This window comes from Alloyangia pacifica, from assembly GCF_020524285.1.
GTDB lineage: Bacteria > Pseudomonadota > Alphaproteobacteria > Rhodobacterales > Rhodobacteraceae > Salipiger > Salipiger pacificus_B.
Genome location: NZ_JAIVKX010000003.1, coordinates 145,680 through 162,118, shown reverse-complemented (window position 1 = coordinate 162,118; position 16,439 = coordinate 145,680). Strand labels below are relative to the sequence as shown.

Annotated in this window: 16 protein-coding genes; 4 read left to right on the top strand and 12 right to left on the bottom strand. The window is 69.7% G+C overall.

The annotated features are described in order from the left end of the window. Window positions 1-11: 11 nt before the first annotated feature. A complete protein-coding gene (locus LC039_RS04885) occupies window positions 12-695 on the bottom strand; it encodes an HAD family hydrolase (protein ID WP_226621940.1) in 684 nt (227 codons plus the stop codon). A 137-nt stretch (window positions 696-832) separates the two neighbouring features. Here LC039_RS04885 and LC039_RS04880 point away from each other — a divergent pair, with 137 nt between their 5' ends. Next, on the top strand, window positions 833-1,144 hold the full coding sequence (locus tag LC039_RS04880) for an antibiotic biosynthesis monooxygenase family protein (RefSeq protein WP_226621939.1): 312 nt from the start codon (window positions 833-835) through the stop codon (window positions 1,142-1,144). Here LC039_RS04880 and LC039_RS04875 read toward each other — a convergent pair. Continuing rightward, window positions 1,134-1,715: a histidine phosphatase family protein gene (locus tag LC039_RS04875; RefSeq protein ID WP_226621938.1), complete on the bottom strand. Its 582-nt coding sequence runs from the start codon at window positions 1,713-1,715 to the stop codon at window positions 1,134-1,136. The two genes, LC039_RS04880 and LC039_RS04875, sit on opposite strands and share 11 nt — an antisense overlap. 41 nt (window positions 1,716-1,756) lie before the next feature. Continuing rightward, a complete protein-coding gene (locus LC039_RS04870) occupies window positions 1,757-3,733 on the bottom strand; it encodes a bifunctional 2',3'-cyclic-nucleotide 2'-phosphodiesterase/3'-nucleotidase (RefSeq protein WP_226621937.1) in 1,977 nt (658 codons plus the stop codon). 358 nt (window positions 3,734-4,091) lie between these two features. Between LC039_RS04870 and nudC the strand changes: the two genes are divergently transcribed. After that, entirely contained in the window at window positions 4,092-5,066 is a 975-nt protein-coding gene (nudC, locus tag LC039_RS04865) for an NAD(+) diphosphatase (protein WP_226621936.1), read from the top strand. Window positions 5,067-5,114: 48 nt separating this feature from the next. Next, the gene (locus LC039_RS04860) at window positions 5,115-5,573 is read left to right on the top strand and encodes an SRPBCC family protein (RefSeq protein ID WP_226621935.1); all 459 of its coding nucleotides are present in this window, start codon (window positions 5,115-5,117) and stop codon (window positions 5,571-5,573) included. Window positions 5,574-5,582: 9 nt separating this feature from the next. On the opposite strand, the gene xylB is transcribed toward LC039_RS04860, so the two are convergent. From xylB to LC039_RS04840, 4 genes are all read right to left on the bottom strand, one after another. Then, the gene (xylB, locus tag LC039_RS04855; RefSeq protein WP_226621934.1) at window positions 5,583-7,037 is read right to left on the bottom strand and encodes a xylulokinase; all 1,455 of its coding nucleotides are present in this window, start codon (window positions 7,035-7,037) and stop codon (window positions 5,583-5,585) included. Between the two features lie 70 nt (window positions 7,038-7,107). Continuing rightward, complete coding sequence (locus tag LC039_RS04850; RefSeq protein ID WP_226621933.1) at window positions 7,108-7,740, bottom strand: ATP-binding cassette domain-containing protein; 633 nt, start codon at window positions 7,738-7,740, stop codon at window positions 7,108-7,110. Continuing rightward, the gene (locus tag LC039_RS04845) at window positions 7,733-9,421 is read right to left on the bottom strand and encodes an ABC transporter permease (RefSeq protein ID WP_226621932.1); all 1,689 of its coding nucleotides are present in this window, start codon (window positions 9,419-9,421) and stop codon (window positions 7,733-7,735) included. The genes LC039_RS04850 and LC039_RS04845 overlap by 8 nt, the downstream gene beginning before the upstream one ends. A gap of 12 nt (window positions 9,422-9,433) precedes the next feature. Beyond that, window positions 9,434-10,666 carry an ABC transporter substrate-binding protein gene (locus tag LC039_RS04840; protein ID WP_413463811.1) on the bottom strand — a complete coding sequence of 411 codons (1,233 nt, stop codon included), beginning with the start codon at window positions 10,664-10,666 and terminating at the stop codon, window positions 9,434-9,436. Window positions 10,667-10,845: 179 nt separating this feature from the next. Here LC039_RS04840 and LC039_RS04835 point away from each other — a divergent pair, with 179 nt between their 5' ends. Further along, window positions 10,846-11,439: an SAM-dependent methyltransferase gene (locus LC039_RS04835; protein ID WP_226621931.1), complete on the top strand. Its 594-nt coding sequence runs from the start codon at window positions 10,846-10,848 to the stop codon at window positions 11,437-11,439. A gap of 12 nt (window positions 11,440-11,451) precedes the next feature. Here the strand turns inward: LC039_RS04835 and gph are convergent, their stop codons facing one another. The 5 genes from gph to thrC all read right to left on the bottom strand — a co-directional run bounded on the left by gph (window position 11,452) and on the right by thrC (window position 16,433). Continuing rightward, complete coding sequence (gph, locus tag LC039_RS04830; protein WP_226621930.1) at window positions 11,452-12,117, bottom strand: phosphoglycolate phosphatase; 666 nt, start codon at window positions 12,115-12,117, stop codon at window positions 11,452-11,454. A 142-nt stretch (window positions 12,118-12,259) separates the two neighbouring features. Beyond that, window positions 12,260-13,093, bottom strand: coding sequence for an MBL fold metallo-hydrolase (locus tag LC039_RS04825; protein WP_226621929.1), 834 nt, complete (start codon window positions 13,091-13,093; stop codon window positions 12,260-12,262). Between the two features lie 108 nt (window positions 13,094-13,201). Then, complete coding sequence (locus LC039_RS04820) at window positions 13,202-13,786, bottom strand: GNAT family N-acetyltransferase (protein WP_226621928.1); 585 nt, start codon at window positions 13,784-13,786, stop codon at window positions 13,202-13,204. Next, window positions 13,786-15,048 carry a M16 family metallopeptidase gene (locus LC039_RS04815; protein WP_226621927.1) on the bottom strand — a complete coding sequence of 421 codons (1,263 nt, stop codon included), beginning with the start codon at window positions 15,046-15,048 and terminating at the stop codon, window positions 13,786-13,788. The genes LC039_RS04820 and LC039_RS04815 overlap by 1 nt, the downstream gene beginning before the upstream one ends. Then, a complete protein-coding gene (gene thrC, locus LC039_RS04810; protein WP_226622373.1) occupies window positions 15,045-16,433 on the bottom strand; it encodes a threonine synthase in 1,389 nt (462 codons plus the stop codon). Before thrC ends, LC039_RS04815 begins: the two co-directional genes overlap by 4 nt. Window positions 16,434-16,439: the final 6 nt, after the last annotated feature.

Genomic DNA, 16,439 nt, shown 5'->3' with positions numbered 1-16,439 from the left:
TTGATCAAAATTTAGGCGGAGGCGCCGCCAAGGCCCGTGCGCAGCGGAAGGCCCGCGGCAAGCGCGCCGTCGATCAGCGAGACGGCGAGGTGGTGCGCATGCGCCCCGTCGCTGGGCAGCATGTCGGGCACCTGCACCACGCGCATGCCCGCAGCGCGGGCGCTGGCGGCGCCGGTGTCGCTGTCCTCGAAGGCGAGGCAGAGCTCCGGCGCATGGCCGAGGGCCTCGGCGGCCAGAAGGTAGGGGTCGGGGGCGGGCTTGGGGTTCGCCACGTGGTCGAAGGCGATCACCGCGGTGAAATGCGCACGCAGCCCGGCGAGGGTCAGCTTGCGTTCGGCCTCCTGCGCGCCGGAACTGGTGGCCACCGCCATCGGCAGACCGAGCGCCGCGATCTCCTCGATCAGCAGCACCGCGCCGGGCTTCAGCGGCAGGCCGTTCGCCTCGCGCAATGCGATGCTTTCCTCGCGGATCGCCTGCACCAGAAGAGGTTGGTCGATGTGGCCGTAGCGCGCGAGCAGCGCCGCTGCCACGGCGTTTCGGTCGCGCCCGATCAGCCCTTCGAGGAAGCCCGGCGCGACGGTCTCGCCGAACCGCAGGAAGGCGCGCCGGCCAGCCTCGAGCGCGACCCGCTCGCTGTCCACGAGCGTGCCGTCGAGGTCGAAGATCACGGCGGCGAAGGGGAGGGCGGAGGTCATGGCGGGCCTTTCACGATCGGGCGGCGCCATGTGACCCGTCACGAGGGGGAATGTCGAGGCCGCGATTTCGTGTTATGCTTGGTGCCCTTGAGGCAGGCAGGCACCCCGGAACCTTGGGTATCAGGGAGGGTGGTTCGATGATCATGCGCGTCTTCCAGGTCGTGACCCGGCCGGGCAAGGAAGAGGAGTTTGCCGAGTTCTTCCACAATGTCGCGATCCCGATGCTGCGGCGCACCGAGGGGATCGTCGAGGTGCTGCCGGGCGCGGCACGGCCCGAGAGTCCGCGCGAGTTCTCGGTGGTCATGGTCTGGCGCGACCTGGCCTCGCTCAAGGCTTTCGTGGATGAGGATTACACCCGCCCGCATGTGGACCCGGCGGAGGAGGACCTCGTCGAGAGCCGGCTGATCCGCCACTACGAGCTGGTCGAGGACGGGGTGATCAGGCGCTGAGCCGCTCCATCGGCTGCCAGGCCGAGAGCACCGCGCGCGGGGTCCAGGTAAAGGCGAAGGTGTTGCCGCCGCCGCCCGGCCCCTGATCGTGGTCGCGGCTGATGGGCCTGCCTGCCAGGGCGCACCAGAGCAGCGTGCCGACGCCACCGTGGCCGACGAAGAGCACCTCGCCGTCGCCGGGCTGGTCGAGACAGGCCGAGACCTCGCCAAGGATCCGCGCCTGCGCCTCGGCGGCCGTTTCCCAGCCGCGCACCGAGGTATGGGGGTCGGCAAAGAACCGGTCGGCCAGCCGCTCGAACTCGTCGGGCGGCAGGAAGCCGGTGGCGCTGCGGTCGTTCTCATGCATCGCCGGGCGCACCTCGACGGGCAGCCCGAGCGCCTCGGCCAGCGGCTGCGTGGTTTCCAGCGCCTTGGTTTCGTCCGAGGAGATGATCCGGCTGGTGCCCCGCAGCGCGCCGCCGGCGGCCAGCGCGGCGACCCGTGCCCTGCCGACATCGCTCAGGTGCCAGCGCGGCACGTCGAGCGCGGGATCGACGATAATCTGCGGGTGGGTGAGGTAGCGGCAGCGCATGTGCAGGGACAGGGGGCGCGTGGCCGCGCCCCCGATCGGGGTCAGAGCTTGACGCGGAACTGCGCGTAGCCGTCCGCATTGTCGCCCGCGTCCTCGATGTCGAGCGCCACGCTCTCCATGTAGTCGCGCGCCTTGGGGCCGGTCTCGAAGAGCACCGTGGTGCCTTCCATCGGCGCGAAGCTCCAGTTGTCGTCGGCGCTCGGGTTGATGGTGCCCTGCTCGACGATGTAGCGCACGATGACGTCGCGGTTGGTGTCCGGCGCCTCGAAGACGATGGTGTCGCCCTTGGCGCCGGGGAAGCTGCCGCCGCCCGAGGCGCGGTAGTTGTTGGTGGCGATGATGAACTCGGCCTCGGGATCGACCGGTGCGCCGTTGTAGCTCAGGTTGACGATGCGGTTGGTATCCCCGTTCACCACGTTGCCCTCGCGGTCGAACATCGCCGGCTGCGACAGGTCGATCTGGTAGGTCACCCCGTCGATCACGTCGAAGTTGTAGCTCGGGAAGTCGGGGTTGAGCAGCGGCGCATCGGTGGCGCCGGGCCCGATCTGGTTGAACATGCCCGCCGAGCGCTCCAGCCAGCCCTTGATCTGCGCGCCGTTCACCTTCACCGCGCGTACCGTGTTGGGATAGAGGTAGAGGTCGGCGACGTTCTTGATCGCCACCGGGCCCGCGGGCACGTCGGTGTAATATTCCGGCCCGCCGCGGCCTCCGGCCTTGAACGGCGCCGCCGCCGAGAGGATCGGCAGCCCTTCGTACTCGGTGCCCTTCATCATCTGTGCGATGTACCAGCTCTGCGCGATCGAGACGATCTGCACCGAGGGGTCATCCGCCACCAGCGCGAAGTAAGAATAGAGCGGCGCCGAGGTTTCGCCCACGGCGCGGCGCACGTAGTCCAGCGTCGCCTCGTGCTCGGGGCGGATGGACCCGAGCACCTCCGGGTCGTCCTCGACCAGCGCGGTGACCTTGCGGTCCTCGCCGCGCTCGTAGATCGGGCGCGCCTCGGAGGTGGTGGAAACCACCTTCCATGCGTTGCCGTCGCGCTCGAGCAGCAGGTCGATGAGCCCCATGTGCGAGCCCCAGAAGCCGCCCATGACCGCGGGCTTGCCGTGGATCGTGCCGGCGGAGAGGTCGATTGCATCGCGCCCGTCGTAATCGGCCGAGGGGAAGACGAGGTGGCTGTGGCCGGTCATCAACGCGTCGATGCCCTCGACGGCGGCCAGCGGCACCGAGGCGTTCTCCATGCCGTCCTCGTGCTGCGCCGCGCCGATGCCGGAATGCGAGAGCGCGATGATGATCTCGGCGCCCTCTTCCTTCATCTGCGGCACCCAGGCCTCGGCGGTGGTGACGATGTCGCGCGCCGCGACGTTGCCCTCGAGGTGCTTGCGATCCCAGTTCATCACCTGCGGCGGGGTGAAGCCGATGATGCCGACGCGGATCGGATGGGTGGTGCCGGCGCCGTCGGTGATCTCGCGGTCGAGGATCACGTAGGGCTTGAACAGGGTCTGGTCCTCACGCGGGGTGGCGCCCTGCGTCTTGGCGATGTTGGCGAGGACGATGGGGAAGTTCGCGCCCGCGGCGGATTTCTCGAGGAAGCCGAGCCCGTAGTTGAACTCGTGGTTGCCGATGGTGCCCGCGTCGTAGCCCAGCGTGTTCATCGCGGTGATGACCGGGTGCATGTCGCCGTCCTTCATGCCGCGCTCGTAGGCGATGTAATCGCCCAGCGGGTTGCCCTGCAGGAAGTCGCCGTTGTCGACCAGCAGCGTGTTGGTGGCCTCGGCGCGGATGCTCTCGATGATCGAGGCAGTGCGCGACAGACCGACGGTGTCGACCGGCTTGTCGGCGTAGTAATCGTAGGGGAAGACGTGCACGTGCAGGTCGGTGGTCTCCATGATGCGCAGGTGCGCCTGGTTGGCCGCGGCCCGGGCCGAATAGGGGTGCAGCGCGATCAGCGCTCCACTCGCGGCGCTGCCGGCGAGAAAGCCTCGGCGGCTGATCGGGGTCTGGGGAAACATGCGCATCTTGCTCTCCTTCGAGTGTCGTCGCTGCGCGGAATAGTGCAGCTTCAAGACAGTCTTGCAACGCTTGCCAAGCGCGGGGTGCCATATCGTCGGATGACGCTGCGTGCCTGTGCATGGTGCCTGTGCATCGTCGCTGTGCATTGTCCCTGTGCATCGCGCCTTTGGCGCGGCGGGGCGCGGCGCCGCTGCGTATTTGGAAAGAGAAGAAGCAAAGCCTTCTTTCGCCCTTCTTCTCTTTGCAAATACGCCCGGGGAGCGCGAGGGGCAGCGCCCCTCGCTCCGGCATCGCGCAAGGGCGCATCGGTTGCCACTGCGCGCGCTGCATGCCATCCCTTGCCCGACCATCAGGAGGCAGGGCATGCGGCAGGCGGAAGAGGTGACATTCGGCGGATCGGGGCTCGACCGGGCGGCGGAGCTGCGCGGCGACATCCCGGGCCTCGCGGCGCTGATGCAGCGCCCGGGTGCGCGCGGCATTGTATCCTGGCGCGGCAAGCCGCTGATCGCCGATGACGCGGCGCGCGGCGAGGCCTGCGCCGCGCTTGTTCGGCTGCCGCTCGATCACCCGCTGCTCGGCGCGGCCCGGGCGCGGCCGGTGCTGCTCGGGCGTGAAGACGGCGAGGTGGTTCTGGCCTACGACATTTCCGCCTGGGAGCCCGATGCGCCGCAGGAAGAGGGCTTTGTCGATCCCAGCGTGCAGGTCCACCCCGACGCACCGGAGGGCGCGCGCTTCGTCGAGCTGCGCACATTGCTCATGGCGCTCACCCCGCGCGATGCCGAGCTGGCCGCGACGGCCAAGGCGATCCTCGGCTGGCACGACACACATGGGTTCTGCGCCCGCTGCGGGCAAGCGTCGGACGTCACTCAATCGGGTTGGCAGCGCGTCTGCCGCGATTGCGGCGCATCGCATTTTCCGCGCACCGATCCGGTGGTCATCATGCTGATCACCCGCGGCAATGCCTGCCTGCTCGGGCGGGCTCCGGGCTGGCCCGAGGGGATGTACTCCTGCCTCGCCGGTTTCATCGAGCCCGGCGAGACGGTCGAGGCGGCGGTGCGCCGCGAGGTGATGGAGGAGACCGGCGTTTCGGTCGGCGCGGTGCAGCTGCTGACCAGCCAGCCCTGGCCCTGGCCGTCCTCGCTGATGCTTGGCTGCCGCGGTGAGGCGTCGAGCGAGGAGATCACCATCGACCCGGTCGAGATCGAGCACGCGCAATGGGTCAGCCGCGAGCGGCTCGCCGACGCCTTTGCCGGGCTCGAGCCGGGTATTTTGCCGGCGCGGCGCGGCTCGATTGCCAACCATCTGCTGCGCAACTGGCTTGCGGACCGCCTCGATTAAGCCAAGATGCAGCGGTAACGAGTGAAAAACGGGTAGACGAGGCAGGCAATGGACATCTCCACCAAGGAAGACATCGAGGTTCCGCTCGAACGGGTCTACGCGGAGGCGACGAATTTCGAGCATCTCGAGCGTCAGATCATGCGCCGCGGCATCGAGTTGCGGCGGATCAGCCCGGCGGGGCAGGGCAGCCATGCCTGGCACGCGGTGTTCAACTTCCGTGGCAAGGCACGCTCCGCCGATATCACGCTGGTGGAAGAGGACGCGCCGAACCTGCTGGTCTACCGCAGCCTGACGGACGGGCTCGAGGTGCTGACGCGGATCGAGTTCGTGGCGCTCTCGCGCAGCCGCACGCGGGTGGCAATGGACCTCGAGCTGAAGCCCAAGACGCTCTCGGCCCGGCTTATGGTGCAGTCGCTGAAGCTGGCGCGGGCCAACCTCGAAAAGAAGTTCCGGGTGCGCATGGCCGACTATGCCCAGGCCATCGAGGAGCGGCTGAAGCGGGCCTGATCGCGCGGGTCAGCGCGGCGCCGCGAGCGGCTTCAGCGCGCGGTAGAGCGCGCGCCAGCTTTCCAGACGGTCCTGCAGAGCCGCCGGTGCGCGAGGTGTGAAGACCTCGCGCGCCTCGGGGCGCCGTGCCAGATCACCGCGCGACAGCGCCCCGGTGGCCAGCGCCGCCAGCTTCGCGGCGCCCAGCGAGGGGCCGCTGGTGGCGCCCTCGGGACGGAAGAGGCTCAGCCCGCTGGCATCGGCGACGCTCTGTAGCAGCAGGTCGCTCTGCGCGCCGCCGCCGAGCGCGGGCAGCGGCGCGAGCCCCTGCGCGGCGGGGCCGAAGCTTTGCACCGCGTCGGCGAAGCAGAAGGCCACCGCCTCGACCACCGCGCGCATCATCGCGGCGCGGGACGTGCTGTCCTCGAGCCCGAAGAAGCCGCCGCGGATGTGCGGGTCGCCATGCGGGCTGCGCTCGCCGGTGAGATAGGGCAGGAAGAGCGGCACGCGGGTCTCGGGGACCTCCGCCGCCTCCTGCAGCAGCGCGCCGATCTCGGCGCCGGAGACCCCGGCGAACCAGGCCATCGGGCGCGCGCCGTTGAGCATCGCCGCCATCTGGTACCACCGTTCCGGCAGGGTATGGGCGAAGGCATGGACGAAGGCCCCGGGATTGGGGCGATATGCATTGCCGGCCAGCAGGAACTGCCCCGAGGTGCCGAGCGATATGAGCCCGGTGCCATCCTCCACCGCGCCCACCGCGACCGCGCCGGTGGCCGCATCGCCGCCCCCGGTGACGATCTGCAGCTTGGGCGAGAGGCCGAGCTCGGCGGCGAGCCGCGGCAGGATCTGTCCGGCGACCTGGGCGCCCTCCAGCACCGGCGGCAGCCAGTCCGGGTCGGTCGCGGAGGCGGCGCAGAGATCGCCCGACCAGCGCCGCTGCGCCTGGTCGAACCAGAGCGTTCCCGCAGCGTCCGAGGGGTCGGTGGCGTAGCCACCATGCAGCCGCAGGCCGAGGTAGTCCTTGGGCAGCAGCACATGCGCGATGCGGGCGTGGGTCTCCGGTTCGTGCCGCGCCAGCCAGAGCAGCTTCGGGGCGGTGAAACCGGGCAGGGGCGGGACACCCGCAAGCGTGCCGATCTCGGGCAGCGCCTGCTGCAGGGCCGCGCATTGGGCATGGGCGCGGCCGTCGTTCCACAGCATGGCCGGGCGCAGCACCTCGCCCGCCGCATCGAGCAGCACCGCGCCGTGCATCTGGCCCGAGAGGGCGATGGCCTTGATGCCTTTTCGTCTTGCTTCCGGCAGGGGCGCGACCAGCTCGCCCAGCACCGCGCGGGCGGCCTGCCACCAGTCCTCGGGATCCTGCTCCGACGCGTAGGGCATGGGCGAGGCGGTGGTGAGCGGGCGGCGCGCCTCGGCGCGGGGCACACCGGCATCGCACAGCAGGCCGATCACCGAGCTGGTGCCGAGGTCCAGTCCGATTTCCAAGGTGTGTCTCCTCCCAAAGACTCTCTCCCGTGCCGACCCTTTCGCGGATCGGCGCGGCCCGCAAGGGGGCTCAACCGAGGGTGATCACCCGGCCGCCGGCCGCCGCGGCATCCTCGGGGTCGTGGGTCACCAGCAGCACCGGCAGGCCCTGCGCCCGCGCCCGCTCGAAGACCAGCGCGCGGATCTGGCCGCGTCGGGCCGCATCGAGCTTGGAGAAGGGCTCGTCGAGCAGCAAGGCGCGGGGCTCCGCAAGCAGCATGCGCATCAGCGCCACCCGCGCCTTCTGACCGCCCGAGAGCGTGGCCGGATCGCGCTTGGCGAAGCCCTCGAGGCCGATATCGCGCAGCGCAGCGTCGATCTTCTCGCGCCGGGCCCTGCCGCGCAGGCGCGGCGGCAGGCCGAAGCCAAGGTTGCCGCCGACCGAGAGGTGCGGGAACAGCAGCTCGTCCTGGAACAGGATGCCGGTGCGGCGCTGCTCGGGGGGCAGCCGGGTGATCTCGGTGCCATCAAGCGTGATCCGTCCGGACAGCGTGAACCCCGGCGCCAGCGTGCCGATGATCGCCGCGAGCAGGGTGGACTTGCCCGAGCCGGAGGGGCCCATGACGGTCAGCACCTCGCCCGGCGCGACGGTCGCGTCGAGCGCCAGCAGGGCGGCGCCGTGGTGGGCGATGCGCAGGTGGTCGAAGACCAGTCCCTTATCCATGCCGCATCCCCCGCCGGTTGCGCCAGGCCAGCGCCGGGATCAGCAGCGCCAGGGCGAAGGACAGGAAGGCAGCAGAGGTCTGCGCCAGCGCTGTCACCCCGATGACCCGGCGATCGCCGCCGGAGGCGAGCGCGAGCGCCTCGGTGGTCAGGGTCGGCACGCGGCCTCCGCCGATCAGCAGGGTCGGCAGGTACTGCCCGACGCTCACCGCGGCGCTGACCGCGGCAGCGGTGAGCCAGGGGCGCAGCAGCATCGGCAGGCGCACGCGCCAGAAAGTGGCGCTCGGGCCCCGTCCCAGCGCGTGGGCGACTGCGGCGTAGCGCGGGTCGAGCGCGCGGTAGGGATCCGACAGCGACAGGAAGGCATAGGGCAGCACGAAGACCACGTGCACGGCGATGACCGCCGCCAGCGTGCCGTCGAGCCCGGTGAGCAGTCCGGCCACCTGCAGCCCGGGTAGGAAGGCGATCTGCGGCACCAGCAGCGGCAGGTAGAGCAGCCAGAGCGCCCGGGTGCCGGGTCGCAGCCCATGGCGCTGCTCGGCCTCGAGGCAGGCGGTGGTGAGGATCATGGCGATGCCGGACGACGTGGCGGCGATCAGCAAGGTCTGTCCGAAGAGCGCCAGCAACTCGGGGCCATGGCGCATCCAGCTGCGCAGGGTCCATCCCTGCGGCAGCAGCTCCGGAAAGCGCCAGAGGCCGGCAAAGGACCAGGCCGCCAGCCCGACCAGCCCCAAGAGCACCAGCGCCGCCGAGAGCGCGCCGAGGCCAAGGCCCAGCCCGCGCAGCATCCGTTCGGCGTGGCCGCGCCCTCCGGCCACCAGCCAGCGGGCCGAGAGGCGCGCCAGCGCGATCTCTCCGCCGCGCCAGAGCAGCAGGGCGGCCAAGGTCAGCGCCAGCAGCAGCAGCGCCCCGGCGGCGGCGCGGAAGCGCATCGCGAGGTCGGGATCGTTCATCCATTTCAGCACCTGCACCGCCAGCGGCGGCGGCGTGCCGGGGCCGAGGATCATCGCCACGTCGACCACCGAGACCGAGAAGGCCAGCACCGCGTAGACCGGCAGGCGGACCTGCGGGTAGAGCCGCGGCAGGATCACCTTGAACCAGGCGGTGACCCGCCCGTAGCCGAGCGCCTGCGCCGTGGCGAGGCTCTGCGCCGGGCGCAGCGCGGGCAGGGCGGCGAGGGTCATCAGCAGCAGGAACGGCATCTCCTTCACCACCAGCCCGGCGATCAGCGACAGCCCCCACGGATCCTGCAGGATCAGCACGTCCGGCGGGCGCTCCCATCCCAACGGCAGGGCGATCAGCCGGGCGATCCAACCCGAGGGGGCGATGAGGAAGGCGAGGCCGAAGGCGGCGGCGGCATGCGGCACCGAGAGCAGCGGCGACAGCGCGCGTTCGAGCGCGGCGAAGGCCCGCGTGCCCTGCCACCCGGCGCAGATCAGCACCGTCAGCGCCAGCGAGACCAGCGTCGCCGCGAGCCCGGTGAACAGCGACAGGGTGGCCGCGCGCGGCAGCCCCGGCCAGCCCAGCAGGGCGCGGAAGGGATCAAGGCTGGCTTCGGTCCCGCCGAGCGCCGGCATCAGGCCGAAGGCCGGGGCGAGGGTGCCCGCCAGACCCGCCGCCACCGGCCCGAGCAGCGCCAGCAGCGTGAGGGCCGGCGCCGCGCGGGTCAGCGAGAAGGCCACCTAGCGGGCCACTCAGGGGGCCACGCCGTAGCGCGCGGTCCAGTCCTCTTCGAGCTTCTCCATCCAGGACGGGTGCGGCTCGGGCAGGGTGGGGCCCAGCTCCTCGGGGGTGAGCGTGGCGATGCCGACGGGGATCTCGTCGAAGAGCCGGACCTCCGCGTCCGACAGCTCGTCCATCGCCAGCACGGTGCCGAAGCCGAGCTCGTCGGGGCTGGCCATGCGCGCCTGCGCCTGCGGCGAGAGCAGCAGGTTGGCGATCACCATGGCGCCCGCCTTAGCATTGGCGTTGTAGGGGATGGCGACGAAGCTGGCATTGCCCAGCGAGCCGCCCTCGAGGACGAAGCTGCGCACCGTGTCCGGAAGCTGGAAGTTGGCGATGGCGTTGGAGGCGGCGTTGGGGTTGAACTCGAATCCAATGTCGATCTCGCTGTCGGCCATCAACTGGATCATCCGCTGGGCGTTCTGCGGGTAGGCCTTGCCCTGCCGCCAGAGGTTCGGCGTCAACGCATCCAGCCAGTCCCAGAGCGGGGCGGTGGCGGCCTCATAGTCGGCCTCGTCGACCGGCTGCGACAGGGCGCCTGTGTCCGGCGTCAGCTCGATCAGCGCCTGCTTGAGGAAGGTCGAGCCGAGGAAATCCGGCGGCTGCGGGTAGGTGAAACGGCCGGGATTCTGCGCGGCCCAATCCGCCAGCGCCGCCATGCTGCGCGGCGGCTCGGGCAGGCGGGCGGTGTCATGGTAGAAGACCAACTGCGCCATGCCCCAAGGGCTTTCCAGCCCCTCGGTAGGCACGGTGAAATCGGCGGTCAGCGCGGCATTGGCCTCGGGGTCGGTGAGCTGCCAGTTCGGCAGCGCCTCAGACCACGGACCATAGAGCAGCCCCTGCCGCTTCATCGCCGCGAAGTTCTCGCCGTTGATCCAGATGAGGTCGATGGCGCCGCCGTCGTCCTTGCCGGCGCTCTTCTCGGCCAGCACCCGGCTCACCGCCTCGGCGGTGTCCGAGAGCTTCACGTGTTCAAGCGTGACGCCGTACTCGTCCTGCGCCAGCGCGCCGATCCAGTCGATGAAGGCATTGACGTTCTCGGCCCCGCCCCAGGCGTTCCAGTAGACGGTCTGCCCCTCGGCTTCGGCAACGACGGCGTCCCAGTCGGCAGGGTCCGCCTCGGCGAGGGCAAGGGTCGGAGTTGTGACGGCGAGGGTTGCGGCAAGGCCAAGCGGCAGCCAGTTGCGCATCGGACGGCGGATCATCGCGCGGGTCTTCCCTTCTGTGCCGCGACTTGCGGCGCTTTCGTGCTATATGGAGTCATGTTCTCGCAAGCGCGCCGCCCCGGGGTCAATGACAAAAGGGCGTGAACGAACTGCCGCATGCTTGCCGCCCTAGGGCGAATTTCTATCTGAAACGTATATATTTTTCAGGAGCATCGCCCATGTGGGACGAACGATATGCCGTCGAGGATTACGTCTATGGAACCGAACCGTCGGGCGTTCTGATCCGCCGAAACCACTGGCTGAAGCCGGGCGCCAAGGCGCTCTGCGTTGCCGATGGCGAAGGGCGGAATTCGGTGCATCTCGCCCGTCAGGGGCTGAAGGTCACCGCCTTCGATGGCTCCGCACCCGCGGTGGACAAGGCGCGACGGCTGGCCGCCGAACGCGGGGTGGACGTGGATTTTTCGGTGCAGGACGTCTTCGACTGGACGTGGCCGGTGGCGGAGTTCGATCTGGTGGTCGGCATCTTCATCCAGTTCGTCGGCCCCGAGGGGCGGGCCATGCTCTTCGACAAGATGAAGCAGGCGCTGAAACCCGGCGGCGTGCTGCTGCTTCACGGCTACACGCCGCGGCAGCTGCAATACGGCACCGGCGGGCCGGGCGTGGCCGAGAACCTCTATTCCGCGGGCATGCTGCGCAAGGCCTTTGCCGACATGAAGGTGCAGGTGCTCGAGGATTACGAACTCGATATCCGCGAGGGGCAGGGGCACGTCGGGCGCTCGGCGCTGATCGACCTGATCGCCGTCAAGCGCTGAGCGCCGAGCGCCTCAGGCCTCGAGCGCGCCGAAGTGCTGCGCCACGATGCCGGGAAGCTGGTCCCAGTGATCGAAGGCATAGGCGTGGGTCAGTGCCTCCACCGGCGCCTTGCGGTAGCCTTCGGTGAAGAGCGCGAAGGGCAGGCCGGCGCGCTCGGCGGTCTCGGCGTCGACCTCGCTGTCGCCGACGTAGAGGCCGGGCCCGCCGAGATCCTGCATCACCTTCATCAGCGGCGCGGGATCGGGCTTGCGCACCGGCAGGGTGTCGGCGCTGGCCACGGCGCGCAGGTGGCGGTCGAGCCCGAAGTGCCTCAGCGCGATATGAGTGGGGGCCTCGGGCTTGTTGGTGCAGAGCCCCATCGCGCAGCCGAGCAGCTCCAGCCGCGCCAGCGCGTCGATCACCCCGGGATAGAGCACCGTCAGCGCGGGATCGCGCTCGTATTCGTGCATGAACTTGCCCAGCAGGCGGGGATGCGCCTCGGGATCATCTGCCAGCCCCACGGTCTCGACCACGCGCGCGATGAGCACCGAGGCGCCCTTGCCGATGAAGCTGCGGGCCTGCGCGAAGGTGATCTCGGGCAGCCCCTCGCTGCGCAGCACGACATTGGCGGCGCGGTGCAGGTCGGGCGCGCTGTCGATCAGCGTGCCGTCGAGATCGAAGACCACGGATTTCAGCATGTTGCAGGGCCTGCGGCGCAGAGGACTTGGCAGAGGGCATGAGAGAGGGGCATGGCGCGGGGCTCCTGTATCGGCACCGCGGCAGGGCGGCGCCCGGCCATACTGGCGACGCCGGGGGGCGACGTCCAGCACGACTGGAGTCTCATTCGCTGAGCCATTCGGGCTGCAGCACCATGACCGTCGGCTGCGGTGGCAGGCTGCGCAGGCCGATGACCAGCTCGGAGCTGTCGCGGCGCTCGACCGGGAAGGTGTCCGACACATCCGCGACGAAACGTTCCAGCGAGGCGCCCGAGAACCAGTGCATCGGCAGGATCACCGAGCTGCGCAGCCGTTCGACCACGCGCACCATGTCGTCGAGCGGCATGGTCATGCCGCCGTCGACGGGGACCATCAGCACGTCGATCCGCCCGAGCGCCGCGTATTGGGCATCGCTCGGTTCGTGGTGCAGGTGGCCGAGATGGCCGATGCAGAGCCCCTCGACCTCGAAGACGAAGATCGAATTGCCCTTCTTCTCGGTGCCGCCATAGGCGGAGCGGATATCGGTCGAGACATTGCGCACCAGGATCTCGCCGAGGTCGAGGTGATGCTCGATGCCTTCGCCGAAATCGCCCCAGCCCTCGAGCACATGCGGAATCGCCGGGTCGGGGTTGGCGGTCCAGTGGCTGGTATGGGCGTGGTTCATGGTGACCACGTCGGGGATCATCGGCACATTGCCGATGTAGCCGGTGAAATCGGTCACCGCGCTGAGCCCGCCACGGGTCTGGATCAGGAAGGCGGCGTGCGACAGATACTGGATGCGCACCGAATACTCGGGCACCGGATCGGTCCAGGCGGCCTTGTGCACGTAGCGCATCCCCGGTGCGGCGTCGGCGATGGCGATGCAATGGGAGGCGCGGCGCTCCTGCGCCTCGGCGGGCAGGGGGGCACTCAGCGGCGGGATCAGCGCGACGGCGGCGGCGAGGACAGAACGCGGCATGGCGGGGCTCCTTTCAGGGCCAGCCTAGACCGGGAGCGCGCAGCGCGGGCTTAAAATTTACGTGGGGTAAGCTTTGGGCAAATCGGGACCGCGCGGCCCCGGCCGGCCTCAGCCCACCTGCGTGCGCCCGCGCCGGTCCAGCCGCAGCGCGCTGTAGAGAACGTGGGTCCGCCAGCGGCCGTTGATCTGCAGGTAGCTCTGCGCCACGCCCTCGTACTTGAAGCCGGAGCTTTCCAGCAGCCCGCGCGAGGCGACGTTCTCCGGCAGGCAGGCGGCCTCGATCCGGCTGAGGTCCATGTCGGCGAAGGCATGGTGCACCAGCGCGGCGATGGCCTCGCGCATGTAGCCGTGGCGGGCAAAGGGCTGGCCGGTCCAGTAGCCCAGGGTGCCCGACTGCGCCGGGCCGCGGCGGATATTGTCGAGGGTGATCGCCCCGAGCAGGACCGAATCTTCGCGCCGGACAAGGAAGAGCGGCACCGCCGAGCCCGCGTTGATCGAGCGCTGCGCCCAGTAGACGCGGTTGGTGAAGGCGCGCCGCGAGAGGTGATCCTCGGCCCAGGACGGCTCCCAGGGGGTGAGGTACTCCTTGCTTTGCAGCCGTAGCGCGACCCAGGCGTTGAAATCGCCATGCATCGGCGGGCGCAGGATCAGGCGCTCGCTGTCGAGCCTGAACTTCCGCCGCCGACCCAGCATCAGGCGGCCCGCTGTGCCTGCAGCTCGTCGAGGCCCGGCGCGCTGCCGACCGGCCCGTAGAGCGCCAGGGCGGCGGGGGCGTCTGCAGCGATCTTCTCGGCGAAGTCACGCACGTCGCCGGTGGTGACATTGTCGATCTTCTCGACGGTCTCCTCGATCGGCGGCACCTCGCCCCAGATCTGCACCATGCGCGCCATGCGCTCGGCGCGGCTCGAGGAGCTTTCGAGCCCCATCAGCAGCCCGGCCTTCATCTGCGCGCGGGCGCGGGCGACCTCCTCGGGGGACATGTCGTCGGCGGCGCGCTTCATCTCGTCGATGGTCAGCCGTGCCAGCTCGCCCACTTCTTCGCCCGAGGTGCCGGCGTAGACGGTCGCGAGGCCGGTTTCGCTGTAGGCGCCGGTCTGCGCGAAGATCGTGTAGCACAGGCCGCGCTTCTCGCGAATTTCCTGGAACAGCCGCGAGGACATGCCGCCCCCCAGCGCGATCGAGTAGATCTGCGCGGTGTAGAAGCTGGGGTCGCGGTAGCCCGGCCCTTCGAAGGCCAGCGCCATATGCGCCTGCTCGAGCGTCTTTTCGCGGCGGATCTCGCCGCCGGTGAAGCGCGCGTTCTCGGCGCCGGGCGCCTTGCGCGGCGCCATGTGGCCGAAGAGCGCCTCGGCCTGCGCCACCAGCGCCTCGTGGTCGACCGCGCCCGCGGCCGAGAGGATCATCTGGCCGGGGCCGTAATGCTCCTGCACGAAGGCCGCCAGATCGTCGCGGCCGAAGGCCTTCACGTTGGCCGCCTCGCCGAGGATCGTGCGCCCGAGCGCCTGGTCGGTGTAGGCGCGCTCCTGCAGCCAGTCGAAGATCACGTCGTCCGGCGTGTCGAGCGCCTGGCCGATCTCCTGCAGGATCACGTGGCGCTCGGTCTCGATCTCCTTGGGCTCGAAGATCGGGTTCATCAGGATGTCGCCGATCACCTCCATCGCGAGCCGGGTGTCGTTCTCCAGCACGCGGGCGTAGTAGGCGGTCACCTCGCGCGAGGTATAGGCGTTGATGTAGCCGCCGACGTCCTCGATCGCCTCGGCGATCTGCAGCGCGCTGCGGGTCTTCGTGCCCTTGAAGGCCATGTGCTCGAGGAAATGCGCGATGCCGTTCTGCTCGAGCCGCTCGTTGCGGCCACCGGCGGTGACCCAGATGCCGAGCGAGGCGGATTGCAGGCTGGGCACGCGCTCCGAGACGATGCGGAAGCCGTTCTTCAGGGTGGTCAGTTGCACGGTCACTTGGAGATACGCTCCCGGATGAGGGTTTCGAGTGCCGCCAGATCGTTGGGCACGCGGGTGACGCGCTCGGGGCGGTCGAAGAGGTCTGCCATGCGCGCCGGCAGGGGCGGGCGGATGCCGCTGGCCTTCTCGACGGCGTCGGGGAACTTCGCCGGATGCGCGGTGGCAAGGGTGATCATCGGCACCGACGGGCTGCGGTGCTCCTCGGCCACCTTCACGCCGATGGCGGAGTGCGGGCAGAGCAGCTCGCCCATGGTCTCGCGCGCCTGCGCGATGGTGGCGAGGGTGTCTTCCTCCGAGGCGCGGCCGCTCTCGAAATGCTCGCGCAGCGCCTGCAGCGCGCCTTGCGAGACGTGGAAGCCGCCCGCCTTCAGCTCGTCCATGAGCTGGCCGACGGCGGCGCCGTCGCGGCCGTAGGCGTCGAACAGCGCGCGCTCGAAGTTCGAGCTGACCTGGATGTCCATCGACGGGCTGATCGACGGGTGCACCTCCGAGGTCTGGTAGTCGCCGGTCGACAGGCAGCGGTGCAGGATGTCGTTCTGGTTGGTCGCCACCACCAGCCGGTCGATCGGCAGGCCCATCTTCTTGGCGATGTAGCCCGCGAAGATGTCGCCGAAGTTGCCGGTGGGCACGGTGAAGCTGACCTTGCGGTCAGGCGCGCCGAGCGAGACCGCCGAAGAGAAGTAGTAGACCACCTGCGCCAGCACGCGGGCCCAGTTGATCGAGTTCACGCCCGCCAGCCGCACCTCGTCGCGGAAGGTGAAGTCGTTGAACATGTCCTTGAGCTTGGCCTGGCAGTCGTCGAAATGCCCGTCGAGCGCCAGCGCGTGGACGTTGGCTTCCGAGGGCGTGGTCATCTGGCGGCGCTGCACCTCCGAGACACGGCCATGCGGGAAGAGGATGAAGACATCCACCGCGTCGAGCCCCTTGAAGGCCTCGATCGCCGCCGAGCCGGTGTCGCCCGAGGTGGCGCCGACGATGGTGACGCGCTCGCCGCGGCGGGTCAGCGCCTCCTGGAAGAGCTGGCCGATGAGCTGCATGGCGAAGTCCTTGAACGCCAGCGTCGGGCCGTGGAACAGCTCCAGCAGGAAGTGGTTCGGCGCCAACTGTACCATCGGCGCGCGGGCGTTGTGGCCGAAACCGGCATAGGCCTTGGAGATGAGGTCGCCGAAGGTCTCGTCGCTGAAGCTGTCGCCGACGAAGGGGCGCATGACGCGGAAGGCGACTTCCTCGTAGGACAGGCCGTTCAGCGCGCGGATGTCGCCGGGGGTCATCACCGGCACGGTCTCGGGCACGTAGAGGCCGCCGTCGCGGGCGAGGCCGGAGAGCATGGCCTCTTCGAAGCTGAGCGCGGGGGCTTTGCCACGGGTCGAGATATAGCGCATGGAGCT